A 23,500-nucleotide genomic window follows, 5' to 3' on the forward strand; every position below is an offset into this window, starting at 1 on the left:
CCACCCGCGCGCTGCCGCGGCGAGCACGCGGCGACCCCGTACAGTGCGGCCATGGGCTGGTTCTCACGACGCGGCACCCGGCGGACCGAGGGTCTTCCCGGCCGCTCCGACGGGCCGCAGATGGAGATCGACCGCAAGGCGGTCGAGCAGCACCTGCGCTCCTTCGTCGACTCGCGCCTAGGGGTCGAGGCGTACGTCGAACCCGCCACGAGCGTCACCACGACGACGATCGTGCTGATCGCCTGGGACGGCGAGTGGACGCGCCGCGCCGTGGGTTCCCCGAAGGACGGCTTCGAGCTGAGCCGCAAGCTCGGCGTCCCCGTCTACGACGTCAACCAGACGGGCTACCCCAACCGCATGCGCGAGTGGAGCAAGCGCCGCCGCCAGGGTGACGCCTGAGGGCGCGACACGGCATACGACCTCCTCGCTCACCAGCCCGGTCAGCGGCCACGCGGTGGGTACGGTGGCGGGGGAACAGCGCTGCGTCCGCGCCGGACTCGGTGCCACAGCACAACAGGAGGTAGACGTATGTCGAAGCAGGATGACGCACCCACCGGCCCCAGCGAGGAGATGAAGGCCAAGTTCCGGGCCGCCCTCGACAAGAAGCAGGCGCACGGGGGCAAGGACGTGTCCGACGATCACGAGCGCAGCAAGGTGGACGGCGCCCACGGGCCGGCCAACCCCTCCGGTCGCAAGGGGTACCGCGTCAGCCGCAAGTCCGCTCCCTGACCCGAGTCGCGCGTTCGAGAGGCCACGTTCCGGACCGGAACGTGGCCTCTCGGCGCGATGGGGGTCAGACGTAGGACTCGGCGAGACCGACGAGGGTGCGCACGCCGAAACCCGTGCCGCCCTTGGGCCAGTAGCCCGTCGGCGCCTTGTCGTTGAAGGCAGGGCCGGCGATGTCGAGGTGGCTCCACGCGATGCCCTCGCCGACGAACTCCGACAGGAAGATGCCGGCGGTCAGCATGCCGCCCTCGGCGCCGCCCTTGTGGGCCAGGTCCGCGTTGACCGACTCGAGCGCCGGGCGCAGCTCCTTGGGCAGCGGCATCGGCCACATCGCCTCGCCCACCGACTCAGCCGCCTCGAGCACGCGGGTGCGGAAGGCGTCGTCGTTGCCCATGACGGCCGCCGTGTTGGCGAGCGCGACAACCTGTGCGCCGGTCAGGGTCGCGATGTCGACGATTGCGTCGGGCTTCTCCTCGGACGCCAGGGCGATGCAGTCGCCGAGCACCATCCGACCCTCGGCGTCGGTGTTGAGCACCTCGACGGTCTTCCCGCCGCGCATCGTGACGACGTCGCTCGGGCGCTGCGCCGACGCGCTCGGCATGTTCTCGGCCAGGCCGAGGTAGCCCGTGACGGCGATCGGCAGGCCGAGCTCGGCGATCGCGAGGACGGCGCCGGCGACCGCGGCTGCTCCGGCCATGTCGCATTTCATCGTCAGCATGCCGTTGGCCGGCTTGATGCACAGGCCGCCCGAGTCGAAGGTGATGCCCTTGCCGACGAAGGCGATCGACGCCTTGGCCCGCGACGGCGTGTAGCTGAGGACGGCGATTCGCGGGTCGTTGACCGAGCCTTGCCCGACGCCGACCGTGCCGCCGAAACCACCGTCGCGCAGCGCCTTCATGTCGTAGGAGCGCAGCTTGACCTTGGTGCCCTTGACCCGGTCGGCGAGCGAGTCCACGAACGTCTCGGGGTAGAGCAGGTTCGGTGGGAGGTTGACGAGGTCACGGGTGTAGGCGACTGCTTCACCGAGGGCGGCGGCGCGCTTCACGGCCCTGCGTGACGCTGCATCGGCAGGACCGACGAGCGCGACCGCGGCGACGGCGTCGGTGCTCGTCGCGCCCGCCTTGGACACGGCATATGCCCCGAGGGCCACGCCCTCGGCGACGGCCGAGACGAGCTCGACCGACGTGCCGGGGACGACGACGGCGACCTTCTTCTTCTTGCTCAGTCCACGGATCGCGGCGCCGACGCCCTTGCGGGCCTCCTCGAGCGCAGCCGGCTCGTCGGAGAGCTCGCCGACGCCGGCCAGGACCACCAGACGAGCGGCCACCTCGGGCACGGCGGCAAGCGTCGTCACCTCACCGGCCTTGCCGGCCAGCTCGAGGTCGTCGATGACGGAGGTGAGGTGCGAGACCGTCTTGCGCGGCAGGCCGTGGCCCGGCGCGAGGGCGCCCCTGCCGTCTGCGGCGACGAGCGGGATGACGAGCGCGTCGCCGGGGGTGTCGGCGGCCGAACGGTTCGAGATGGTGAGGGTGGCCACGAAGGACTCCTTTGTCGAGGTGCTTCCGCGCCCACCAGCCTCGGCGCGTCCCGAGGGTGGGTCGGGTCGGGCCGGCGGGTGAGCCGGGGATGAGCCTGGGTGCGCCGTGGGGAAGGCGGCCCGCGAGTGCTGCTCGGGCCGGACCCACGACGCTGCCGCCGGTGGCGGCGTTCGATGATAACGAGCGCAGGCGGCATACCCGGTGGGCGGTAGGTTGACGCCCATGACGACAGCGACGTCGGGGACCCCCACCCCGCTCACCTCACCCCTGCACGACCGCCACGTCGCCCTCGGCGCCAAGATGGCCGACTTCGGCGGCTGGGACATGCCTATCGAGTACCCCGGCGGCGGCGTCGTGGCCGAGCACACCGCGGTGCGCGAGCGCGTCGGCGTCTTCGACGTCAGCCACCTCGGCAAGGCCTCGGTGACGGGCCCCGGGGCGGCCGACTTCGTCAACGCCTGCCTGACCAACGACGTGCGCCGCATCCAGACGGGCTCCGCCCAGTACACCCTGTGCTGCGACGAGGCGGGTGGCGTCGTCGACGACCTCATCGTCTACCTCAAGTCCGACGACGACGTCTTCCTCATCCCCAACGCCGCGAACACCGCCGAGGTCGTCCGGCGCCTGCAGGCCGCGGCTCCGGAGGGGATCACGGTGACGAACCTGCACCGGGAGTACGGCGTCATCGCCGTGCAGGGCACCAAGAGCGACGAGGTCCTCGCGTCGCTCGGCCTGCCGACCGGCCACGACTACATGTCGTTCGTCGAGGCCGACTGGCAGGGCCGTCCCGTCATCGTGTGCCGCACCGGCTACACCGGTGAGCGCGGCTACGAGCTCGTCCCGCGCTGGGACGACGCCCCCGCCCTCTGGGACGCGCTCGTCGAGGCGATCGCCCCCTTCGACGGCAAGCCCTGCGGCCTCGGCGCCCGTGACACCCTGCGCACCGAGATGGGCTACCCGCTGCACGGCCAGGACCTCTCTCTGCAGATCTCGCCCGTGCAGGCCCGGGCGGGCTGGGCCGTCGGCTGGAAGAAGGACACCTTCTGGGGCAAGCAGGCCCTCGAGGCCGAGCGCGCGCACCCGACCCGCCTGATGCGCGGCCTGCTCGTCACCGGACGCGGGATCCCGCGCGCCCACTGCACCGTGTCGTGGCACGGTGCAGCGGCCGGCGAGGTCACCTCGGGCACGTTCTCGCCCACCCTCAAGCAGGGGATCGCCCTCGCGTTGCTGACCCCCGAGATCGCCGACGGCGAGACCGTCCAGGTCGACGTGCGCGGTCGGTCGCTCGAGGCGACGGTCGTCAAGCCGCCGTTCGTGCAGGTCCAGGTCCGCCAGTCCTGAGGTCGTCCCCACTTCACCGTCGAAAGGCCACAAACCGGTCCCGGTTCGTGGCCTTTCGACGGTTGACTCAGCGGGTGACGAGGGTGGCGGCGACGAGGGCGGCGGCCAGGGCGATCTCGACCGATGCGCCGATGACGTCGCCGGTGACGCCACCGAGACGGCGCACCGCGTGGCGTCGCGTCACGACGGCCGCAGCACCAGCGACCAGCACGACCGCGACGGCGCCAGCGGCAGAGGTCCACGAGGTGCCGGCCACCACGAACGCAGCCAGCCCGGCGACCACGCCCACCACGGCGACGAGGCCGACGAGCGGTCCGCGCCCCACGCTCCCGGCGACGCCCTGGCCCAGCCCCTCGGCACGAGCCGGAGGTATGCCGTCCCGCGCGCACACCGCGCACGCCAACCGGCTGCCCACGAGGGCCACGACGGCGAGCGCCGTGCCGAGCCGGCTGCCGAAGAGGACCGCCAGGCACGTGGCGTCGAGCAGCAGGGCCAGCACGAGGGCGGCGGCGCCCGCCGGCCCCGTGTCACCCCGGCGCATCACCTCGAGCGAGTGCCCCGCGTCGTGACCTGAGGTGAGACCGTCGGCGAGGTCGGCCAGTCCGTCGAGGTGCAGCCCTCGCGAGAGGAGGGCGGCACCGACCAGTGCCAGGACAGCGGCCACGCCGCCGGGCGCCCACCCCTGCGTCGACGCCACCCCGAGCGCGACCCACACGACGGCAAGGGGAGCGGTGGTCACGGGCGCCAGGAGCATCGCGCGCCCGAGCAGGGGCCGGTCGACGTGCCCGGGCGCGGCTACCCGTACCGCAGTGAGGGTGCCGAAAGCGAGACGCCAGGCGTCATGCATCGAGCGTTCTCGATCGCGGCTCGAACGGCACGGAGGCCGCGTCGCTGAGGTCGATCACCCGTCCTGCGACGACGAGGTGCACGTGGGCGGCGGCGTCCGCGACGAGCGCGTTGAGACGGCCGAGCTCGTCCTGGAAGAGGCGGCCGGAGGAGCTGGTGGGCACGAGGGACCACCCGACCTCGTTCGTCACGACGACGACGGGGACCCTTGCCGCGCAGAGGGTCTCGACGAGCTCGTCGGCGGCAGCCCGTACCGCCGTCGCAGCCCGCTCGAGGTCGTCCCACCCGGTCTGGTCGGCGATCGCGGTGAGCCAGGTGCCGAGGCAGTCGACGAGCAGGGGGCCGGTGGCTGCGGAGACCGCGCCGGCGACGTCCGCGGTCTCGAGCGTGCGCCAGGACGCCGGACGCCGCCCGCGGTGGCTCTCCACGCGCTGGCTCCACTCGGGGTCGGACGGGTCGGCAGGACACCCGGTCGCGACGTAGGTGACGTCGGCGTGGTCGGCGAGAAGGTCCTCCGCGTGACGGCTCTTGCCACTGCGGACCGGGCCGGTCACGAGGGTCGTCGTCCGTGCCCGCCGGGCGCCGCTCACCGTGCACCGTCCTGGAGCTGCACCGGCCGGCCGGAGCCGGCGTCCTCGAACAGGACCGGCACCCCGAACGCCGCCCGCCGGGCACCCCGCCGGAAGACTCGCAGCAGCGCCGGCCCCGCGAGGAGCACGAGCAGCGCGTTGAGCACCCCACGGGGCAGGTCCCAGCCGAGCGACGTCGCGAGGTAGAAGAGCGCGTAGTGGGCGAGGTTGTCCTGCACCGGCGCGCCCGGGACGAAGCCCATGCCGGTCGGCGCGCTCGTGCCGAGGAACGGCCAGAACCACAGGTTCATGACGACGCCGAACGCGAGGCCGCTGACGAGGGCGTATGCCGCGAGCACCCACCGCTCGGCGCGTCCTCCCGCGCGGGCAGGCAGCAGACCCGCCCCGAGGCCGATGCCGCCCGCGCAGATCATCTGGAAGGGCAGCCATGGCCCGACGCCACCGGTGAGCAGCGCGCCCGTGGTCACGGCCAGCGACCCCGAGACGAAACCGACGCCCGGCCCGAGCACCCGGCCGGCCACGATGACGACGAAGAACATCGGCTCGAGCCCCGCCGTGCCGGCGCTGAGCAGGCGCAGACCGCCGCCCGCGGCCGCTGCGACGCCGAGGACGGCGATCGTCTTGGCGTCGAGACGTCCAGCGGTGACCTCGGCGAGACACACGACGGCGAGCAGCCCGAGCAGGACGGCGAAGAGCCACGGCGCGTCGTTGCCGTGGTCGCGGGCGAAGTCACCGGTCACGAAGAAGGGCCAGGTGAAGGCGACGACCCCCACGAGCCCCACGACGGCGACCGCGACGGCGGCCGGCCAGCGCAGCGGGATGACGCGACGGCCGGTCATGCGATCCTCGCCAGGGCGCCCGCCACCTCGGCGACGGTGAGCCAGGTCTGGGGGAGCAGCACCTTGGTGACCTGCGGGGCGAACGCGGGTGAGGAGGAGAGCACCTCGCGCGCCGGGCCGTCGGTGACGACCTCGCCGTCCGCGAGGATCACGACGCGGTCGGCGACCTCCGCCGCCAGCTCGACGTCGTGCGTGGCGAGCACCACCGTCGTGCCCTGTCCCGCCAGCGCGGTCAGCACCTGGCCGAGTCGCTTCTTGGCGCCGTAGTCGAGCCCCCGGGTCGGCTCGTCGAGCAGGAGCACCTCGGGGGAGCCGGACAGGATGACGGCGAGCGCGAGCTCGAGTCGCTGCCCCTCCGACAGGTCGCGCGGGTGAAGGTCAGGGTCGATGCCGTCGGAGATACGCTCCAGCAGGGCTCGGGCCGTGCCGGCCGGCACGCCGAAGTCCGCGTCGGCCGAGGCGCACTCGGAGCCCACCGACTCGCCGTAGAGCACCAGCTCGGGCTGCTGGGGCACGAGCCCGACGGTGCGCACCCGCTCTCGTGCGGTCAGGGTGTGCGGGTCGACGCGTGCCGCGCCGAGACGGACCCGGCCGCCGGCGAGGCGGTGCTGCGCCGCGACCGCGCCGAGGAGGGTGGACTTGCCCGCACCGTTGCGCCCCATGAGCGTCGTGATCGAGCCTCGCGAGACGCTCAGGTCGACCCCGTCGAGGACGACCCTGCCGGCGCGCACCACGCGCACGCCGGAGAGGTCGACGGCGTCCGCCGCCTCGATGACACGAAGGTCCGCCGCGGTGCCGGGCGTGCTGTCCCCGAGCGCCTCTCGCAGGGGCGACGCCCGCCGCCGGGCGTCGCGGATCGACAGGGGAGTGGGCGACCAGCCGACGAGCCGGGACAGCCCGACGACGGGTGGGTAGATCTGCGACCGCAGCATGGCGTCGGCCGGGTCGAGCAGCTCGGACACGTTCCCGTCGTCGACGAGGACGACCCGGTCGGCGTGGTGCACGACGCGCTCGAGCCGGTGCTCGGCGAGCACGACGGTGACGCCGAGGTCGTGCACGATCCGGTGGAGCGAGGCGAGAACGTCCTCTGCCGCAACGGGATCCAGGGCCGACGTCGGCTCGTCCAGAACGAGCACGCGGGGGCCGGCGGCGAAAAGGGCGGCGATGGCGACCCGCTGCTGCTGACCTCCGGAGAGCATCCGAAGCGATCGGGCCCGCAGCGGCGTCAGGCCGAACAGGTCGAGCGTCTCCTCGACCCGACGGCGGATCGTGGTGGGGTCCAGGCCCATCGTCTCCATGCCGTAGGCGACCTCGTCCTCGACCACGTCGGTGACGAACGTCGACGACGGGTTCTGCTCGACGAGCCCGACGACGGTGGCGAGGTCGCGAGGTCGGTGCTCGGCCGTGTCCAGACCGTCGACCACGACGCGACCGCGGAGCGTGCCGCCGCTGAAGTGGGGCACCAGCCCGTTGATGGTGCGCAGCAGGGTGGACTTGCCGCTCCCGGTCGGCCCGACGACGAGCACGAGCTCGCCCTCGGGGACCTCGAGCGTGACGTCGTGGAGGCTCGGAGCCGGGGCGTCGGCGTACTGCACCGACACGTGCTCGAAGGCGATCACGGTGCCACCTCCCGCGGGCGCGGCGTGAACCACGCCGGGGTCGCGGCCACCAGGGCGGCAAGGACGGCAGGGAGCGGCACCGCGGGGAGCTCGGCCCGCTGGCTGGGCACGATCCCGTCCCAGCCCTGCGCCGAGGCCACCACGAGGACCACTCCGGGCACGGCGCCGACGACGACGGTCGCCGTCTCGGTCCACGTCCACTTGTCACGCCGGTGTCCGGACCGCCCGTCGCGGGAGGCTCCGACGAGCAGGCTGGAGCCGGCGAGCAGCGCGCCGAGCACGAGGACGGGCAGCCCGAGCACGCCGCCCGCCGACGCGTCGAGCAGCCCGTAGAGGCCGGCGAGCACGCCGACGAGTCCGGCCAGGGCGAGCCCCGTCGCGGTCCGGCGGCTGGTGGACGTGGAGCGCACCGCTCGGCCGTAACCCCGCGACTCCATCGACGCGGCGAGCCCGAGCGAGCGCTCGAACGCCGTCTCGAGCACCGGTACCGCCAGGCGGGCCATCTCGCGCAGACCGTGACCGTCCCGGCCGCGCAGCGTCCGGGCCGCCCGCACGTCGCGGGCGTCCGTCAGCAGCTGTGGCGCGAAGGTCAACCCGACGACGACCGCCGTGCCGACGTCGTAGAGCGTCGCCGGTAGGTAACGGAGCAACCGGCGCGGACTGGCCAGGGCGTTGGCGGCGCCGAGGCACGCGAGGACCGCGGCGAGGCGCAGGGCGTCGTAGGCGGCATACAGCAGCGACTCGAGCGACACCGCGCCGCCGATGCGGACGCTCGCCGCCCAGTCGGGCAACGGCACGCTGGGCAACGTGACGAGGACGGTGGCGCCGACGATGCCGTTGCCGAGCAGGGCCGTCATGAGGACGCGGAAGGCGACCACGACGGCGCCGATGACGAGGAACGCCGGCAGCGGGTTGGGGGTGGCGGGGTCATGCCGTTCGCTGACGACGAGGACGCAGACCCCGATGACGAGGAGCAGGAGCACCGGGTTGGTGCCGCGAGACGCGGCCGTGGCAAGCCCCAGCCCCCACAGCCACCAGGCTGCGGGGTGCTGGAGCCGGGGCCGGAGCCGGATCATGCTCGTTGGGCTCCCGCTCAGGCGTCCTGGCGGTTGCGCGAACGCGAGCGCGCGAGCAGGTAGCCGAGGAGGGCGAGCAGGACGAGGGCCGCGACGACGTATGCCGCGACCGTCCCTCCGGAGGTGGTCGACGCCGGCGCGGCCACGTCGGTGGACCCGGCGGTCGCCGAGGGGGAGGCGGACGGGCTGGCGGCCGGCGCTGCGATGCTGATCGGCTGGTCGGTGGCCTTCGCCTCGGGGCTGACTTCCTTGACGGCCCCGCCGCAGTCGCTCGTCGGGTAGCCCGCGATCCCGCAGACCAGGCCCTTCTCGGTGCGCACGTCGCCGGCCGCAGCCAGCACGACCGAGCTCGTGGCGTCGGCGGCGACGACGGCACACAGGGCCTTGGGGGCCGGTGGGGTCGCGCCGTCGGCGGCGTCGGCGGGGCGGCCGAAGTCGAGGACGAGGCCCACGCGCTTCTTGCCGGACACGGCGGGCGTGGTCGCGCACAGCTGGTCGAAGCTCAGCACGGCCCGCGGGTAGCGCGTCGACGACTCGTCGGCGACGGCGAAGCGCCAGCCGTCGACGCTGCCGTCCTTGGGCACGGTCTGGTCCGGGCCCTTCTGGGCGAACTGCCAGGCGCCGTCGGTGAGCTGGTAGAAGCCCCAGTACCGGTAGGCGGCCGCGTGTGCGGGTGCCACCGTGAGGGCTGAGAGACACGCCGCGACAAGGGCGGCAAGGACGGCCCGCAGCGGGGCGCGACGAACATGGGACATGGTTTCCTCCTCGCGGTCGGACACCATGTCGGGTCTGCGAAGCACGCCGGCCCGGCGGGGTGACTCCGGTCCGCATTCCACGACAGACTGACAAAGGAGCCGTTCGGACGCGGGTTTTCCGACTTGGTCACCACCGCCGGGTTGGCGGCGAGGGTGACCTCACGGTTGCGGGTCAGCGCCGGAGTCGCACCGGCTTGCCCCATCGTCCTTCGGTTAAGGCGAACCGTCGCACGTGGGGCCGCTGCCCGTCAAACGAGCGGGCAACTAGGGTGGCCGCATGAGTGCTGACTGGTCCTGGCTTTTCCTCGACGCGCACGGCAACCCGATGGAGGGGGAGGCCCTGACGACCAGCGGCTTCCCGACCCAGAGCGACGCCGAGAGCTATCTGGGTGAGTCGTGGCGCGAGCTGCTCGGGGCGGGCGTCGAGGCCGTCACCCTCCGGCAGAACGACACGGTCGTCTACGGCCCGATGAGCCTGCGGGCGGCGGAGTGAGCGCCTCGTCCGTGACCTCGTTGTCCGCAGGGCTCGAGCGCGAGCTGATGGCGCGCGTCGTCACCGCGCAGCGGTCCTGGCGCGCACCCGGCGTCAGCGTCGGGGTCGTCCGCGACGGCCGTCTCGTCTGGTCGGCACACGTGGGCTCAGCACGGCTGGCTCCGGCCGCCCCCGCCACCGACGACACGCAGTTCATGATCGGCTCGGTCACCAAGACGTTCACCGCCCTGACGGTGATGTCGCTGCGCGACGAGGGTCGGCTGTCGCTCGACGACACCCTCGAGACCTTCCTGCCGGGCACCAGGCACGCCCGGGTTCCCTTGCGCCAGATGCTTGCCCACGCCTCCGGGCTGCAGCGCGAGCCGATCGGCAACATCTGGGAGAGCCTGCAGGCACCCGAGCGCGAGGAGTTCCTCGAGGGTGCCGAGCAGGCCGAGCAGGTCCTGCCCGCGCACCACGCCTTCCACTACTCCAACCTCGCGTACGGCCTGCTCGGGCAGGTCGTCGAGCGCGTCACCGGACAGGACTGGGAGCAGGTCGTGCGCGCACGCGTGCTCGAGCCGCTGGGCATGACACGAACGGCGCTCGAGCCCGCCGACGACCGCGCCCTCGGCTACCAGGTCGACCCCTTCGCCGGCACCGCGACGGAGGAACCGCGCTTCCCGCTCAACGCCACCGCCCCGTTCGGGGGTCTCTGGTCCACCGTCGCCGACCTGGCACGTTACGCCGCCTACGTCGCGAGCCCTGACGACCGCGTGGTGCAGCCTGCGACTCTCGAGGAGATGTGCCAGCCGATCATCATGACCGACGCCGATGGGTGGGCCGGTGCCTACGGGCTCGGCTTCGGCATGGGTCGGCGCGGCGAGCGAGTCTACGTCGGCCATGGCGGCGCCATGCCCGGCTTCCTCACGGGCCTGCGGGTGCGCCGCAAGGAGGGGATCGGGGCAGTCGTCTTCGCCAACGCCACCTCGGGCGCGCTGACGCTGGGACTCGCAACCGACCTCGTCGAGGCGGTCGTCGATGCCGAGCCGTCCCTCGCGGACGCGTGGGTGCCCGAGCAGGAGCAGCCGGCGCTGGCGGTGCTGCTCGGCCTGTGGTGGTCCGAGGGCTCGCCCATCACCTTCTTCGTGCGGGACGGCCAGCTGTGGTCACGGCTCGCCGACGACGAGCCGACGTCCGAGACGAGGTATGCCGCCGAGGGCACCGACCGCTACCGCGCCGTGGCAGGTCGTGGCGCGGTGAGGTGCTCGAGGTCGTTCGCGCCGGCGACGGGTCTGTCGACAAGCTCTACTTCGCGACGTATGCCGTCACGCGGGCGCCGCTGGCGTTCGCCGATCTCGCCGGCTGACCCCCCGCTGACGGCCGTCGGGCCGATCCGGATCCGGCCCGTCAGGCGGGGTGCTGGCCGCGGTCGACCTGCGGTTTCGGCATGCGCGTGCGACGCATCTGGAAGGCGCGCATGATGGCGTACCACGCATCGCCCTTCTCGGCGCCGCCGAACTTGTCGTCCATCCTGCGGCGAGTGCGCCGCCACATCAGCAGGGCGTCCCCGATCGCGACGAGGATCAGGCCGTAGACGAGCACGAAGACGAGCAGCAGCGCCCAGTTGGTGCGCACGAAGCTCAGCAGCAGCACGATGAGCATGATCGGGAGCATGAACTCGCCGACGTTCCAGCGCGCGTCGACCGTGTCACGGATGAACCGGCGACGCGGGCCCTTGTCGCGGGCGGGGAGGTACTTCTCGTCGCCCGTCATCATGCCGGCGCGCTGCCTGGCCATCGACTCGCGGCGGGCCGCCTTGTCCTGCTGCGTCGCGGCCTTGCGGTCCGTGACGATGAGGGGACGCTTGTTGAGGGCCTCCTGCTCACGGCGCTTGGGCGTCGGCCGGTTCTTGGCGCCTGGGCGCGCCGACTGGTCGGCCCCGGCTGTGGGAGCGAGCTCGTCGTTGAGGGTCTTCTTGCGTCCGAACACGGGGACACTCTAAGCCGTCGCGGGCCCGGGCCCTGCATCGTGCCGGGGACCCGACGGCATACGTCTCCCGGTTCAGGTCCCCGGGGTGGTGCGCAACGGGACGAACCGGTAGTGCCCGTGCTGGCTCGTGGCGACGGAGCCACCCTGGCGCACGACGAGGTTCATGGTGCCCGCCACGGGGATGACGAGCCGTCCCGGGTCGGCGAGCTGCTCGACGAGCGCCTGCGGGAGCTCGGCGGCCTGCGCGGAGACGAGGATGCGGTCCCACGGGCCGTGCTCGGGGTCGCCGAGCATGCCGGGTGTCGCGGCCACGATCGAGGCCCAGGGCATACCTGCGCGGGAGAGGTTCGCGGCGCCCCACCGAGCCAGCTCGGGCTCGAGCTCGACGCCCAGCACCTCACCGTCGGGCCCGGTGAGGTGGGCCAGCAGCGCCGTCGTCCAGCCGGAGCCCGAGCCGACGTCGAGGACGCGCTGACCGGGGTGCACGTCGAGCAGGCGCAGCATGTCTGCGACGGTGCGGGGCTGGGAGTTGGTCTGGCCGCAGCCGATCAGGATCGGTCCGTCATGGCCGGCGCGGAACCGCGACACGCGGGGGAGGAAGCCGGCGCGCGGGACCGCGGTGAAGGCCTGCTCCACCCGGTCGACGGCATCCGTGCCCCGAGTCATGCTTCGAGCCAAGCATGCCGGGGCCCCGACGTCAGCCCCCAGCGCCGCGGTCACGCTGTCCGGCGCGCGATGACGTGCAGGAGCGTGCCGAGGGAGCGGTACGGATCGGTGGACCCGAGGCGCTCCTCGACGTCGAGCAGGGTCGCGAGCGTGGCGCCCGTCGGCGTCGGCTCGTCGACCGGGACGGTGTCGCTGGCGACTCGGACGCCGTACCACGCGGTCACCTCGAGGCCCGCTGCCTCGCAGTCGGCGGTCAGCGACGCGAGCGTGTCGGCGCGGGCGTCGACGCCGATCTCGTTGCGATACCGGGCATCTCGGCCCTCCGCCGCCGCTTGTCGCACCTCGTCGAGCATGGCGAGGGCCGTTGGCCAGTCGTGCCGGCCTGCCGGTCGCCACGCCATCGCCGCGCCGTTGCGGGCCACGATCGACACGAAGCCGCCCGGTGCCACGCGGCGGGCCAGGCCGGCCACCCCGTCCCGGCTCTCAGGGAGGTACATGAGCACCCCCTGGCACAGGACGATGTCGTATGCCGTCGGCCGCGTCACGCTCGCGAGCCCGGCGAGGTCTGTGGCGAGGAGGGTCACGTGCTCGCGCTGGTCGCGCGTGAGCCCGGCGGCAGCCTGCTCGAAGGCGGCGCGCATCCGCCCGTCCGGCTCGACGGCCGTGACCGAGTGCCCGAGACGAGCCAGGCGCAGGGCCTGCGTGCCTTGCCCGGCGCCCACGTCCAGGACGCGCAGCGGGCCGCGCGGCAGGTGGGCCGCGAGCTGCCGGGCGACGAGCTCCTGGCGCACGATGTTGCGGAGGTTGCCGAGGCGCTCGAGCCACGGACCCTGACCGGCGACGAACGTGTTGTCTGCCATCTCGACGAACCTACCCATGCGGTCCGACAGCCCGTCGGGCGGCACCGGACCCTTGTCGCCGCCGCGTGGGTAGGGTCGGCAGGTGACTGACGACGCCCTCACCCCTGACCAGATCCAGCAGATCCGCGACCGCGTGGCCGAGCTCATGCCGCAGGTGCGGGCCGACCTCGAGGAGCTCGTGCGCATCCCGAGCGTCTCTGCCTCGTCCTTCGACCAGAGCCAGGTCGCCCGCAGCGCCGAGGCGGTCGCCGAGCTGCTGCGGCGCGAGGGCCTCGAGGTCGAGGTCGTCGTCGAGGGCGGCCGCCCGGCCGTCATCGGCCACCGCGACGGCCCCGAGGGCGCCCCCACGGTGACCCTCTACGCCCACCACGACGTGCAGCCGCCCGGCGACGACGCCGACTGGGACAGCTCGCCGTTCGACCCCGAGGAGCGCGACGGCCGGCTCTACGGGCGCGGCGCCGCGGACGACAAGGCCGGTGTCATGGCGCACGTGGCCGCCCTGCGGGCGCACGCCGGCAACCTGCCCGTCGGCGTCACCGTGTTCGTCGAGGGGGAGGAGGAGTCCGGCTCCCCGTCGCTGGGCACGATTCTCGAGAAGCACGGCGACCGCCTGGCCGCCGACGCCATCGTCATCGCCGACTCCGGCAACTGGGACATCGGCACGCCCGCCCTCACGACGACGTTGCGCGGGGGCATCCGCGTCGTCGTGCGCGTCCAGACGCTCGACCACTCGGTGCACTCCGGCATGTTCGGTGGAGCGGCACCCGACGCCACCACTGCCCTCATGCGCCTGCTCGCCTCGCTCCACGACGCCGAGGGCGACGTCGCCGTCCAGGGCCTCGACGCGGGGGAGGCCGCCGACATCGACTACGACGAGCAGCGCTTCCGCGCCGAGTCAGGCCTGCTCGACGGGGTGTCACTCATCGGCACCGGCTCGATCCTCAGCCGGCTGTGGACCAAGCCGTCGATCACGACGATAGGCATCGACGCCACGTCCATCGACAAGGCCTCCAACACCCTGTCGGCCAAGGCCGCTGCCAAGATCTCGGTGCGGCTGGCCCCGACGCAGGACCCCCTCGTCGCCTTCGGGCGCGTGCGCCAGCACCTCGAGGACAAGGCCCCGTGGGGCGCCCGGGTCACCGTCGAGCTCGAGGAGCACGGCTCCGGCTTCGCGGCCGACGCCGACGGTCCGGTCTACGACGAGGCGCGCGCGTCCTTCGCCGACGCGTGGGGCACCACCCCGGTCGACATGGGCGTCGGTGGCTCGATCCCGTTCATCTCGGACTTCTCGGCCCGCTTCCCCGATGCCGCGATCATCGTCACCGGGGTCGAGGATCCCGACACCCGCGCGCACGGCGCCAACGAGTCGCTGCACCTCGGCGAGTTCGAGAAGGTCTGCGTCGCGGAGGCGGTCTTCCTCGCCCGGCTGGGGGCGATGCGGGCCCCGCACTGAGCCGGACGGCACCCGTAGTGAAGCTGGGGAGCCCGGCGGCTACCGGGCTGCTCGGCTTCGTCGCTCGTCAGGAGACGGAAACGGCCGACCCGCGGTAGCGCTGCTCGCGCAGCTCGAGGGCGTACGCCTCGGCGCCCGGCATCCCGAGCTCCTCCGCCGTCGCGACCTCGGACTCGACGTCGTAGGGCACCCGGACGAAGGTGATGCCGACGTGGCCGGGCGGGTACACCTCGCCGCGGCGGGCCACCGTGCCCTCGAGGACGACGTAGGGCGCCCCGGGACCGTCGAGGGCGTTCCCCACCGATCCGGCGTTGAAGACGGTGATGCCGTAGTCCACCGAGAGGTAGGCGCCGTGGATGTCGCCGTAGCCGACGATCGTGGGCACCGGACCGTCACCGGTGAACTCGGTCTGCTCGACGAAGGCGCGGTGCTCGGCCTCGGTGGTTGGTGGGAACACGCGGGTGAACTCGCTGACCGGTGACGCATGGAAGAAACGGATCGGCTGGCCGCTCAGCACGATCTCGTGCACGTTCGGCAGGTCTGCGAGCCAGGTCAGCTCGTCGGCGGTGAGCCGGTCGCGCACCCACTGGGCGTGCTCCCACGGCTGCACGTCGTCGCGAGCGATGAAGGTGTCCCAGTTCCCGCGGACCGTCGGGATGTCGCGGTCCCGGGTGATCCGGATGCACTCCGACCCGCGGGGTCCCTTGCCGACCAGGTCGCCGAGGTTGACGACATGGTCGATGCCGCGTCGGGCGACGTCGGCGAGAACGGCTTCGTACGCGGTGACGTTGCCGTGCACGTCGGAGACGACGGCGACCCGGTGGAGGTCGCCTGCGGGCGTGGTCACCAGGCGTCAGTCGTTGTGCGTCTTGCCCGGCAGGGCGAGCATCCGGTCGAGCGCCGCGCGAGCCTCGGCCGCGACGGTCGGGTCGACGCGGATCGGGTTGACGACGCGCCCCTCGACGAGGGACTCGAGCGTCCACACGAGGTGTGGCAGGTCGATGCGGTTCATCGTCGAGCAGTAGCAGACGTTCTTCTCCAAGAAGGCGATCCGCTGCTGGGGGAACTCACGTGCGAGTCGCTGCACGAGGTTGAGCTCGGTGCCGACGACCCACGACGTGCCGGGCGGGGCCGCGGCGATCGTCTGGATGATCTTCTCCGTCGAGCCGACCTCGTCGGCGAGCTCGACGACCTCGTACTGGCACTCGGGATGGACGATGACCTTGACGCCGGGGATCTCGCGGCGGGCGGTCTCGACGGCGTCGACGGAGAAACGACCGTGCACCGAGCAGTGCCCGCGCCACAGGATCATCCGCGCCTTCTCGAGCTGCTCGGGGGTCAGCCCGCCGCCCCGGCGGTGCGGGTCCCACACGACGCAGTCGTCGAGCGAGAGGCCGAGCTCGCGCACCGCCGTGTTGCGGCCGAGGTGCTGGTCGGGCAGGAAGAGCACCTTGCCGCTGCCGTCCACGCCACCGACCTGCTCGAAGGCCCAGTCGAGGGCGGTGCGCGCGTTGGAGCTGGTGCAGATGGTGCCGCCGTGCCGGCCGGTGAAGGCCTTGATCGCGGCCGAGGAGTTCATGTAGGTGACCGGGACGGTCTGGTCGGCCACGCCCGCGGCGGCCAGCTGCTCCCAGCAGTCCTCGACCTGGGCGATGGCGGCCATGTCGGCCATCGAGCAGCCGGCCGCGAGATCGGGGAGGATGACGGTCTGCTCGTCGCTGGTCAGGATGTCGGCCGACTCGGCCATGAAGTGCACGCCGCAGAAGACGATGTAGGGCGCGTCCGGCCGGCCCGCGGCGTCGCGCGCGAGCTTGAACGAGTCGCCCGTCACGTCGGCGAACTCGATGACCTCGTCGCGCTGGTAGTGGTGACCGAGCACGAAGACCCGGTCGCCGAGGGCCGCCTTGGCCGCGCGGGCGCGCTCGACGAGGTCGGGGTCGGACGGTGCAGGCAGGTCGCCCGGACACTCGACGCCACGCTCGGTGTGCAGGTCGGTGCCGGTCCCGAGCACGAGGAGGGGGAGGGGGGCCGGTGCCGAGGCCGTGTCGGTCGTCATGTGCAGATCGTATGCCGCCGCGCCCCCTCCCACCGTCACGGCACTTGACCTCAAGTGGACTTGATGTCTGACGCTGTGGCCATCGACTTCCGACCACCACAGGAGCCATCATGTCCACCGCCCTTGTCACCGGCGCCACGGCGGGCCTCGGTCGAGCGCTCGCCGAGTCGCTCGCCGCCCGTGGTTGGGACCTCGTCGTCACGGCCCGCGACGCGTCCCACCTCGTCGAGACCGTCGCCGCACTGCGGGAGCAGGGCCACGACGTCGTGGGCGTGGCCGGCGACGTCGGCGACCCCGTGCACCGCGACGAGGTCGCACAGGTCGTCACCGAGCTCGCGGGCGAGCGCGGCCTCGACCTGCTCGTCCACAACGCGAGCACGCTCGGCCCCGTGCCGCTGCGCCCGCTCCGCGAGCTGTCGGCGGACGACCTCGCGCAGGTGCTTGCCGTCAACGTCCTGGCCCCGCACGCACTGACCCGCTCGCTCCTGCCCGCGCTGGAAACCGCCGCGGGAACGCTTCTCGCCATCTCGTCGGACGCAGGCGTCGAGCACTACGAGACCTGGGGCGCCTACGGCGCGAGCAAGGCCGCGCTCGACCACCTGACGCTGACGCTGGCCGTCGAGGTGCCCTCGGTGAGGGCGTATGCCGTCGACCCGGGGGACATGCGCACGGCGATGCACCAGGCGGCGTTCCCGGGCGAGGACATCACCGACCGCCCCCTGCCGAGGGAGGTCGCGGTGCCCGGGATCCTGGCGCTGCTCGAGTCGCGCCCCGCGAGTGGGCGGTACCGGGCTGCTGACCTGCTGGCCGCCGCGCCCTCGGGGGTGGCCTCGTGACCGCGGCCCTGACACACGCACCGCACACCGTCTTTCGGGTCACCGACGACCTCAACGCCGACGCGCCGCCGGAGTCAAGGGGTCTCGGACGCGACGGCGTACGCCTGCTCGTCGCCTCGGAGCCGGCGCCCGGTGAGCTCTCGGTCTCACACACGACCTTCTCGGCCATCGGCGACCACCTAGCGCCCGGCGACCTCCTCCTCGTCAACAACTCGGCAACCGTCGCCGGCGAGGTGGACGGACGGATCAGCGGACGCGGCTCGGTCGTCGTCCACGTCGCGGCCCAGCTCGACGACTGCACCTGGGTCGTGGAGCTGCGGACCGCCCCCGACGCTGCGCACCCCCTGCTCGACGCGTCAAAAGGCGACGTCGTCGAGCTCGCAGACGGGCCCCGCCTGCGGCTCGAGGGTCTCTACCCGCAGCCGGACTCGTCGCCGACGGGACGCGGCAACCGCCTGTGGCGGGCTGCGGAGATCGACGGCTGCACGCTCACCGGCCATCTCGCCAGCCACGGCCGGCCGATCGCCTACGGCTATCTCCGTTCGCGATACCCGCTCCACGCCTACCAGACCGTCTTCGCCCGGCTGCCGGGAAGTGCGGAGATGGCGAGCGCCGCCCGGCCCTTCACCGCCGAGCTCGTGACGGGCCTCGTCGCGTCGGGGGTGCATGTCGCCCCGGTCACGCTGCACACCGGCCTGTCGTCGCAGGAGGCAGGGGAGGCCCCGCAGGCCGAGCGGTTCGCGGTGTCGGGTGCGACGGCCGCCCTCGTCAACCTCGTGCGCTCCGGGGGCGGTCGGGTCGTTGCCGTCGGGACCACCGCGACACGCGCCATCGAGTCGGCGACCGACTCCGACGGCCGGGTGCACGCCTCGGCCGGCTGGACCGAGGTCGTCATCTCGCCGGACCGGCCCGCCCGCGTCGTCGACGGGCTCGTCACGGGCTGGCACGACCCGGACGCCTCGCACCTGCTCCTCGTCGAGTCGGTTGCCGGTGCCGAACTGACGCAGCGGGCCTACGACGAGGCGGTCGCCCACCGCTACGCCTGGCACGAGTTCGGCGACGCGGGCCTGTTCCTGCCCCACCGCTGAACCGGCGGGCGCGGCCGCCATCACCTCGACCCGCGTCACGAGCAGGGCAGTGGAAAGATGCCGGACGTGCACGTGATCATCGCGCCCGACTGCTACACCGGCACCCTCACCGCGTCCCAGGCCGCGACTGCGATGGCCGAGGGCTGGGCTCGGTCCGCCCCGGGGGACCGGCTCACCCTCGTGCCCCTCTCCGACGGCGGCCCCGGCTTCGTCGACGTCCTCGCGGAGAACCTCCGCGGCGAGGTGCAGGCGGTCGTGACCACCGACCCGTTGGGTCGGGAGGTGCCGGCGAGCATCCTGCTGACGACCGGCGCCGGCGGGCGGACGGCATACGTGGAGTCGGCGCAGGCCGCGGGACTTCACCTGCTGGCTCCGGACGAGCGCGACCCCACCCGCGCGACGACGGCCGGCGTGGGGACGCTGCTGCTCGCAGCGCTCGACGCCGGGGCGCGGCGCGTCGTCATCGGCCTCGGTGGCTCGGGGACCAACGACGCCGGGGCGGGGCTGCTCGCAGCCCTGGGCGTGGGTCCGGAGGCCCGGCTCGGCCGCGGCGGCCTCGCACTCGAGTCGACGACGCCGGAGGACGTGGCGGGGCTCGACGCCGCCAGCGACCGGCTCAACGGGGTCGACCTCGTCATCGCGAGCGACGTCGACTCGCCGCTGCTCGGCCTCAAGGGGGCCAGCGCGGTCTTCGCGCCGCAGAAGGGCGCCACCGAGGAGCAGGCCCAGCGGCTCGAGAACGCCCTCGGGCACTTCGCGAGCGTCGTGGCGCGCGTGCGCCCCCCGGCCAGGGAGCTGCTGACCGGCACGCTGCTGCGGCCCGAGCGCGAGCCAGGCGCCGGGGCAGCCGGCGGACTCGGTTACGCCCTGCACCTGCTCGGCGCCCGCCGGGTCTCCGGCGTGGAGGCGGTCCTGGACGCGGTCGGCTTCGTCGACACCGTCGCATCGGCCGACCTCGTCGTCACGGGAGAGGGCAGCTTCGACTGGCAGTCCCTGCGGGGCAAGGTGGTGGTCGGCGTCGCTGAGGCGGCGGCCAGGGTGGGTGTGCCCGTCATCGCCGTGCCGGGGCAGGCGCTCGTCGGTCGGCGCGAGGCCATGACCGCGGGCCTCTCGGGGGTGTATGCCGTCGCCGAACGCCCGGACCAGGTGGCCGCCGCGCTCGCTCACCCCGCTGAGCGCCTCGCCGACCGCACCGCCAGGGTGGCGCGCACCTGGTCGCCGTCCACCCGTTGAGCCGACTGCGGCGTCCGAATGCGTGTTTCCGGGGGAGGGCGACGTATCCTTGGAGCGCCGGGAACACATCCGGCACGGCACGGGTTGTCACTCCAGACCCGTGCACCACGACGTGAAGGACCAACACATGAGTGTCGAGACGAACGCATCTCCCGCCGAGGTTCAGACCGAGGCTCCCGCCCACGGTGTCGTCCTGACGGACGTCGCGGCCACCAAGGTCAAGAGCCTGCTCGAGCAGGAGGGTCGTGACGACCTCCGCCTGCGCGTGGGTGTCCAGCCTGGCGGCTGCTCCGGCCTGATCTACCAGCTCTACTTCGACGAGCGCAGCCTCGACGGCGACCTCGTCCGCGACTTCGACGGTGTCGAGGTCGTCGTCGACCGGATGAGCTCGCCCTATCTCGAGGGCGCCACGATCGACTTCGCCGACACGATCGAGAAGCAGGGCTTCACGATCGACAACCCCAATGCGGGTAGCAGCTGCGCCTGCGGCGACTCGTTCAGCTGAGCCGCGCGCCACGGCGCGACAGCATTCCCGAAGGGCCCGACCGTCTCGGTCGGGCCCTTCGTCGTCGCGTACCTGATCCTCCGCGTCACCTGCGTGCGGGGTGCTGACCCGGGTGCGGTCGGGCCCGGCACCGGCCGGGTAGGTTCGTGCTGTGCAGATAGCCATCACCGGGTCCATCGCGACCGACCACCTCATGACCTTCGACGGGCTCTTCGCCGACTCCCTGGTGGTCGAGCAGCTGGACAAGATCTCGCTGTCCTTCCTCACCTCCGACCTGCAGGTGCGACGGGGTGGGGTGGCCGCCAACATCGCGTTCGGCATGGCCAACCTCGGTCAGCGCCCGCTGCTCGTGGGCGCGGTCGGCGAGGACTTCACCGACTACCGCAGCTGGCTCGAGCGCCACGGCGTCGACTGCGGGGCTGTGCACTACTCCGAGTCCCAGCACACCGCGCGCTTCATCTGCACGACCGACCGTGACATGGCCCAGATCGCGACGTTCTACGCGGGGGCCATGACCGAGGCCCGCGACATCGAGCTCGCGCCGGTCGCCGAGCGCGTCGGCGGCCTCGACCTCGTCGTCGTCGGTGCCAACGACCCCGAGGCGATGTTGCGCCACTCCGACGAGTGCCGGTCGCGCGGCATCCCGTTCGCGGCCGACCCCTCCCAGCAGCTCGCCTTCTGCGACGGTCCGACCATCGAGCGCCTCATCGACGGCGCCGAGTACCTGCTGACCAACGAGTACGAGAGCCACCTCGCCTGCCAGAAGACAGGCTGGAGCGAGGACGAGCTGGCCGAGCGCGTCCGGGTGCAGGTCAAGACGCGCGGGAAGGACGGCGTCACGGTCCGCGTCCGAGGTGAGGAGCCGGTCGAGGTCGGGATAGCACGCGAGGTCCGCAAGGCCGACCCGACCGGGGTCGGCGACGCCTTCCGCGCCGGGTTCCTCACGGGCATCGCGACCGGCCTCTCGGTCCGCCGCTGTGCCGAGCTCGGCTCGATGCTCGCGACCTACGTCATCGAGACGGTCGGCACGCAGGAGTACGTCCTCGGCAAGGCGCACTTCCTCGAGCGGCTCAGCGAGGCCTACGGCCCCGAGTCGGCCGACGAGATCGGCCCGCACATCACCTGCCCGCGGCCGTGACGCCCCCGTCGGCCCGTCGCTGACGGCCACGCCCGTGCCCACGCCGCCTCCACCCACCGCCTGGGACTTCGCGCTCGACCGCGTGTCGCCAGGGGAGGACCTCGTCGGGGTCGGAGCCGATCTCGACGTCGCGACCCTCTACGAGGCGTACTCCGTCGGGGTCTTCCCCATGGGCATCGGCGACCACGGCAGCGAACCGATCGGCTGGTGGTCGCCGGACCCTCGGGGCGTCCTGCGACCGCGGGAGCTTCGGGTGACCCGCTCGCTGCGAAAGTCATTGGCGCACTTCGAGATCCGCGTCGACACCGCCTTCCTGTCGGTCCTCGAGGCGTGCGCGGCCCCCGACCGGGACGGGCGCTGGATCACCCCTGCGATCGCCGCGGCCTACGTCGAGCTGCATCGTGCCGGCTGGGCCCACTCCATCGAGGCGTGGCAGGACGGCGAGCTGGTGGGCGGGCTCTACGGCGTGGCCATCGGGGGCCTCTTCGCGGGGGAGTCGATGTTCCACCACACGCGCGACGCCTCCAAGGTCGCCCTCGTGGGACTGCGCGACCTGCTGGTGGCCGATGGGGACCCCCGGCGCCTGATCGACGTGCAGTGGCAGACGCCCCACCTCGCCACCCTCGGCGTGCGTGAGGTGCCGCGCGACGAGTACCTCGCGATCCTGCCGACGGTCCTCAGGGCTCCGCTGCCGGCGTGCTGGGCCTGACCACCTCGACGACGTAGGCCGTGTGGTCGACCTCGTCGCGCGACCCCGTGAAGCGGTGGCCGCGCATGCGGCACCAGGCCGGCACGTCGTGAGCCGCGGCGGGGTCGGTGGCGAGGAGCACGACGACGTCGACGTCCGGCACGTCGCGCACGAGCTGCGCCAGGCGGATGACGGGCAGGGGGCACCGCTGGCCCCGGGCGTCCAGGACGGTCTCGCCGCTCACAGCCCACCGACTCCCAGCTCGTCGCGGACGGCCCGCACCGTGGGCGCCAGCGCGGCGGTGAAGGCTGCGACGTCGTCGGCCAGGGCGGGGGAGACGGCGGGCAGGGGAAGGGTCACGCGCACGTTGCCGTGGGTGAGGACACCCATCGCCGCCAGAACGTGGCTCGGCTCGAGGGTGCTGGAGGTGCAGGCGGAGCCGCTCGCGACCGCGAGACCGGCGCGGTCGAACGCCCCGACGACAGCCTCGCCGTCGACGTAGAGGCTCGAGAAGGTCACGACGTGCGGGAGCCGGTCGTGCGGGTCGCCGACGACCTCGGTGTCCGGGACGAGTGCAGCGGCGGCGCGGATGTCGTCGACGAGGGCTCGGCACGTGCGGGCGTCGTCGGGGCGCGTGGCCGCGGCCTGCTGCCACGCCTCCGCGGCCGCCAGGGCCAGGGGCACCCAGGGTGGGACGTCGGTGCGACCGTGCTCCACGTCGGCGCGCGCGTCCGCCCAGTGCCAGCGCACCCCTTCGCGAACGACGAGGACCCCGAGCGGTGGCCCGCCCCAGGACCGGGCGTCGCCGACGAGGACGTCCCAGTCGGCCGGCACGTCGTCGCGGCCGAGGGAGGCCGTCGCGTCCACCACCAGCGGCACGCCCTGCGAACGGGCCATCTCGTGGGCCTGCGCGAGGGGCTGACGGGTGCCGACCTCGCCGTTGGCGCTCTGCAGGGCAGCGACGACCGTGCCGGGAACGGACAGGGCCGCGCCCCAGGCGTCGAGGTCGACGCGACCGGTGGGGTCGACCGGCACCTCGGTCAGCAGGGCGATGTCGCCGGACGCGGCCGCTCGCGCGCGCCCCGGCACCAGGACCGCGGAGTGCTCCACCGCTGAGGCCACGGTGCGCGCCCCCCGGCGGCGGGCGGCATACGTGATCCCGTCGACGGCCCTGGCCCGCGCC

Annotated in this window: 25 protein-coding genes, 1 pseudogene and 1 riboswitch; of the genes and pseudogenes, 12 read left to right on the forward strand and 14 right to left on the reverse strand. The window is 73.1% G+C overall.

Translation table 11 applies throughout. The features are described 5' to 3' along the window. Positions 1-51: 51 nt before the first annotated feature. Together AC3WRT_RS09695 and AC3WRT_RS09700 are read left to right on the forward strand one after the other, a co-directional pair. Positions 52-399: a hypothetical protein gene (locus AC3WRT_RS09695; protein ID WP_492721302.1), complete on the forward strand. Its 348-nt coding sequence runs from the start codon at positions 52-54 to the stop codon at positions 397-399. Between the two features lie 129 nt (positions 400-528). Beyond that, complete coding sequence (locus AC3WRT_RS09700) at positions 529-729, forward strand: DUF5302 domain-containing protein (RefSeq protein WP_492721307.1); 201 nt, start codon at positions 529-531, stop codon at positions 727-729. Between the two features lie 64 nt (positions 730-793). Here AC3WRT_RS09700 and AC3WRT_RS09705 read toward each other — a convergent pair whose 3' ends face one another. Further along, positions 794-2,263: a leucyl aminopeptidase gene (locus AC3WRT_RS09705; protein ID WP_492721308.1), complete on the reverse strand. Its 1,470-nt coding sequence runs from the start codon at positions 2,261-2,263 to the stop codon at positions 794-796. Between the two features lie 223 nt (positions 2,264-2,486). Here AC3WRT_RS09705 and gcvT point away from each other — a divergent pair, with 223 nt between their 5' ends. Then, on the forward strand, positions 2,487-3,605 hold the full coding sequence (gene gcvT, locus AC3WRT_RS09710) for a glycine cleavage system aminomethyltransferase GcvT (protein ID WP_492721310.1): 1,119 nt from the start codon (positions 2,487-2,489) through the stop codon (positions 3,603-3,605). A 67-nt stretch (positions 3,606-3,672) separates the two neighbouring features. On the opposite strand, the gene AC3WRT_RS09715 is transcribed toward gcvT, so the two are convergent. From AC3WRT_RS09715 to AC3WRT_RS09740, 6 genes are read right to left on the reverse strand one after another with little or no spacing between them, the layout of a single operon-like run. Continuing rightward, complete coding sequence (locus tag AC3WRT_RS09715) at positions 3,673-4,452, reverse strand: adenosylcobinamide-GDP ribazoletransferase (protein ID WP_492721312.1); 780 nt, start codon at positions 4,450-4,452, stop codon at positions 3,673-3,675. Continuing rightward, positions 4,445-5,041 (reverse strand): bifunctional adenosylcobinamide kinase/adenosylcobinamide-phosphate guanylyltransferase, encoded by a 597-nt coding sequence (locus tag AC3WRT_RS09720; RefSeq protein ID WP_492721314.1) that lies wholly within the window; start codon positions 5,039-5,041, stop codon positions 4,445-4,447. The genes AC3WRT_RS09715 and AC3WRT_RS09720 overlap by 8 nt, the downstream gene beginning before the upstream one ends. After that, on the reverse strand, positions 5,038-5,880 hold the full coding sequence (locus tag AC3WRT_RS09725; RefSeq protein ID WP_492721317.1) for an ECF transporter S component: 843 nt from the start codon (positions 5,878-5,880) through the stop codon (positions 5,038-5,040). Before AC3WRT_RS09725 ends, AC3WRT_RS09720 begins: the two co-directional genes overlap by 4 nt. After that, positions 5,877-7,499, reverse strand: coding sequence for an ABC transporter ATP-binding protein (locus tag AC3WRT_RS09730; protein WP_492721321.1), 1,623 nt, complete (start codon positions 7,497-7,499; stop codon positions 5,877-5,879). The genes AC3WRT_RS09725 and AC3WRT_RS09730 overlap by 4 nt, the downstream gene beginning before the upstream one ends. Then, a complete protein-coding gene (locus tag AC3WRT_RS09735; protein WP_492721323.1) occupies positions 7,496-8,575 on the reverse strand; it encodes an energy-coupling factor transporter transmembrane component T in 1,080 nt (359 codons plus the stop codon). The genes AC3WRT_RS09730 and AC3WRT_RS09735 overlap by 4 nt, the downstream gene beginning before the upstream one ends. A gap of 17 nt (positions 8,576-8,592) precedes the next feature. Next, a complete protein-coding gene (locus AC3WRT_RS09740; RefSeq protein ID WP_492721326.1) occupies positions 8,593-9,330 on the reverse strand; it encodes an SCO2322 family protein in 738 nt (245 codons plus the stop codon). Between the two features lie 91 nt (positions 9,331-9,421). Then, positions 9,422-9,573, reverse strand: a riboswitch (cobalamin riboswitch). A 34-nt stretch (positions 9,574-9,607) separates the two neighbouring features. Between AC3WRT_RS09740 and AC3WRT_RS09745 the strand changes: the two genes are divergently transcribed. Both AC3WRT_RS09745 and AC3WRT_RS09750 read left to right on the forward strand, forming a co-directional pair. Further along, the gene (locus tag AC3WRT_RS09745; protein ID WP_492721328.1) at positions 9,608-9,823 is read left to right on the forward strand and encodes a hypothetical protein; all 216 of its coding nucleotides are present in this window, start codon (positions 9,608-9,610) and stop codon (positions 9,821-9,823) included. A 47-nt stretch (positions 9,824-9,870) separates the two neighbouring features. After that, positions 9,871-11,171: pseudogene (locus AC3WRT_RS09750) on the forward strand (serine hydrolase domain-containing protein). A gap of 41 nt (positions 11,172-11,212) precedes the next feature. Here the strand turns inward: AC3WRT_RS09750 and AC3WRT_RS09755 are convergent. From AC3WRT_RS09755 to AC3WRT_RS09765, 3 genes are all read right to left on the reverse strand, one after another. Beyond that, positions 11,213-11,794: a DUF3043 domain-containing protein gene (locus AC3WRT_RS09755; protein WP_492721330.1), complete on the reverse strand. Its 582-nt coding sequence runs from the start codon at positions 11,792-11,794 to the stop codon at positions 11,213-11,215. A gap of 72 nt (positions 11,795-11,866) precedes the next feature. Next, the gene (locus AC3WRT_RS09760) at positions 11,867-12,460 is read right to left on the reverse strand and encodes a protein-L-isoaspartate O-methyltransferase family protein (protein WP_492721332.1); all 594 of its coding nucleotides are present in this window, start codon (positions 12,458-12,460) and stop codon (positions 11,867-11,869) included. 50 nt (positions 12,461-12,510) lie between these two features. Beyond that, positions 12,511-13,320 carry a methyltransferase gene (locus AC3WRT_RS09765; protein ID WP_492721335.1) on the reverse strand — a complete coding sequence of 270 codons (810 nt, stop codon included), beginning with the start codon at positions 13,318-13,320 and terminating at the stop codon, positions 12,511-12,513. A gap of 82 nt (positions 13,321-13,402) precedes the next feature. On the opposite strand from AC3WRT_RS09765, the gene AC3WRT_RS09770 reads away from it, so the two are divergent. Next, positions 13,403-14,773 (forward strand): dipeptidase, encoded by a 1,371-nt coding sequence (locus AC3WRT_RS09770; RefSeq protein ID WP_492721338.1) that lies wholly within the window; start codon positions 13,403-13,405, stop codon positions 14,771-14,773. Positions 14,774-14,840: 67 nt separating this feature from the next. Here AC3WRT_RS09770 and AC3WRT_RS09775 read toward each other — a convergent pair whose 3' ends face one another. Both AC3WRT_RS09775 and nadA read right to left on the reverse strand, forming a co-directional pair. Beyond that, positions 14,841-15,620 carry a metallophosphoesterase family protein gene (locus tag AC3WRT_RS09775; protein WP_492721340.1) on the reverse strand — a complete coding sequence of 260 codons (780 nt, stop codon included), beginning with the start codon at positions 15,618-15,620 and terminating at the stop codon, positions 14,841-14,843. A gap of 6 nt (positions 15,621-15,626) precedes the next feature. Continuing rightward, positions 15,627-16,829: a quinolinate synthase NadA gene (gene nadA, locus AC3WRT_RS09780; RefSeq protein WP_492721343.1), complete on the reverse strand. Its 1,203-nt coding sequence runs from the start codon at positions 16,827-16,829 to the stop codon at positions 15,627-15,629. A gap of 110 nt (positions 16,830-16,939) precedes the next feature. Between nadA and AC3WRT_RS09785 the strand changes: the two genes are divergently transcribed. The 6 genes from AC3WRT_RS09785 to aat all read left to right on the forward strand — a co-directional run bounded on the left by AC3WRT_RS09785 (position 16,940) and on the right by aat (position 22,338). Next, a complete protein-coding gene (locus AC3WRT_RS09785; protein WP_492721345.1) occupies positions 16,940-17,665 on the forward strand; it encodes an SDR family NAD(P)-dependent oxidoreductase in 726 nt (241 codons plus the stop codon). Then, on the forward strand, positions 17,662-18,753 hold the full coding sequence (locus AC3WRT_RS09790; RefSeq protein ID WP_492721347.1) for an S-adenosylmethionine:tRNA ribosyltransferase-isomerase: 1,092 nt from the start codon (positions 17,662-17,664) through the stop codon (positions 18,751-18,753). The genes AC3WRT_RS09785 and AC3WRT_RS09790 overlap by 4 nt, the downstream gene beginning before the upstream one ends. 66 nt (positions 18,754-18,819) lie before the next feature. Beyond that, positions 18,820-19,986, forward strand: a complete 1,167-nt coding sequence (locus AC3WRT_RS09795) for a glycerate kinase family protein (protein WP_492721348.1) — start codon at positions 18,820-18,822, stop codon at positions 19,984-19,986. 127 nt (positions 19,987-20,113) lie between these two features. Then, complete coding sequence (gene erpA, locus AC3WRT_RS09800; RefSeq protein ID WP_020145450.1) at positions 20,114-20,491, forward strand: iron-sulfur cluster insertion protein ErpA; 378 nt, start codon at positions 20,114-20,116, stop codon at positions 20,489-20,491. Between the two features lie 151 nt (positions 20,492-20,642). After that, positions 20,643-21,629: a carbohydrate kinase family protein gene (locus AC3WRT_RS09805; RefSeq protein ID WP_492721351.1), complete on the forward strand. Its 987-nt coding sequence runs from the start codon at positions 20,643-20,645 to the stop codon at positions 21,627-21,629. A gap of 34 nt (positions 21,630-21,663) precedes the next feature. Next, positions 21,664-22,338, forward strand: a complete 675-nt coding sequence (gene aat, locus AC3WRT_RS09810) for a leucyl/phenylalanyl-tRNA--protein transferase (RefSeq protein ID WP_492721352.1) — start codon at positions 21,664-21,666, stop codon at positions 22,336-22,338. On the opposite strand, the gene AC3WRT_RS09815 is transcribed toward aat, so the two are convergent. Together AC3WRT_RS09815 and AC3WRT_RS09820 are read right to left on the reverse strand one after the other, a co-directional pair. Continuing rightward, on the reverse strand, positions 22,307-22,561 hold the full coding sequence (locus AC3WRT_RS09815; protein ID WP_492721353.1) for a sulfurtransferase TusA family protein: 255 nt from the start codon (positions 22,559-22,561) through the stop codon (positions 22,307-22,309). The genes aat and AC3WRT_RS09815 overlap by 32 nt on opposite strands. Continuing rightward, positions 22,558-23,500 (reverse strand): aminotransferase class V-fold PLP-dependent enzyme (locus tag AC3WRT_RS09820; RefSeq protein WP_492721355.1); only part of this gene is annotated, 943 nt, incomplete at its 5' end. The genes AC3WRT_RS09815 and AC3WRT_RS09820, both read right to left, overlap by 4 nt.

Source organism: Terrabacter sp. FW104-15G4B (genome assembly GCF_058790095.1).

Bases quoted from the DNA above. Each gene is read 5' to 3' on its own strand.
- AC3WRT_RS09740 (WP_492721326.1), bottom strand. From the start codon at position 9,330: ATGTCCCATGTTCGTCGCGCCCCGCTGCGGGCCGTCCTTGCCGCCCTT.
- AC3WRT_RS09735 (WP_492721323.1), bottom strand. From the start codon at position 8,575: ATGATCCGGCTCCGGCCCCGGCTCCAGCACCCCGCAGCCTGGTGGCTG.
- AC3WRT_RS09765 (WP_492721335.1), bottom strand. From the start codon at position 13,320: ATGGCAGACAACACGTTCGTCGCCGGTCAGGGTCCGTGGCTCGAGCGC.
- erpA (WP_020145450.1), top strand. From the start codon at position 20,114: ATGAGTGTCGAGACGAACGCATCTCCCGCCGAGGTTCAGACCGAGGCT.
- AC3WRT_RS09725 (WP_492721317.1), bottom strand. From the start codon at position 5,880: ATGACCGGCCGTCGCGTCATCCCGCTGCGCTGGCCGGCCGCCGTCGCG.
- gcvT (WP_492721310.1), top strand. From the start codon at position 2,487: ATGACGACAGCGACGTCGGGGACCCCCACCCCGCTCACCTCACCCCTG.
- AC3WRT_RS09785 (WP_492721345.1), top strand. From the start codon at position 16,940: ATGTCCACCGCCCTTGTCACCGGCGCCACGGCGGGCCTCGGTCGAGCG.
- AC3WRT_RS09745 (WP_492721328.1), top strand. From the start codon at position 9,608: ATGAGTGCTGACTGGTCCTGGCTTTTCCTCGACGCGCACGGCAACCCG.
- AC3WRT_RS09700 (WP_492721307.1), top strand. From the start codon at position 529: ATGTCGAAGCAGGATGACGCACCCACCGGCCCCAGCGAGGAGATGAAG.
- nadA (WP_492721343.1), bottom strand. From the start codon at position 16,829: ATGACGACCGACACGGCCTCGGCACCGGCCCCCCTCCCCCTCCTCGTG.
- AC3WRT_RS09715 (WP_492721312.1), bottom strand. From the start codon at position 4,452: ATGCATGACGCCTGGCGTCTCGCTTTCGGCACCCTCACTGCGGTACGG.
- AC3WRT_RS09695 (WP_492721302.1), top strand. From the start codon at position 52: ATGGGCTGGTTCTCACGACGCGGCACCCGGCGGACCGAGGGTCTTCCC.
- AC3WRT_RS09760 (WP_492721332.1), bottom strand. From the start codon at position 12,460: ATGACTCGGGGCACGGATGCCGTCGACCGGGTGGAGCAGGCCTTCACC.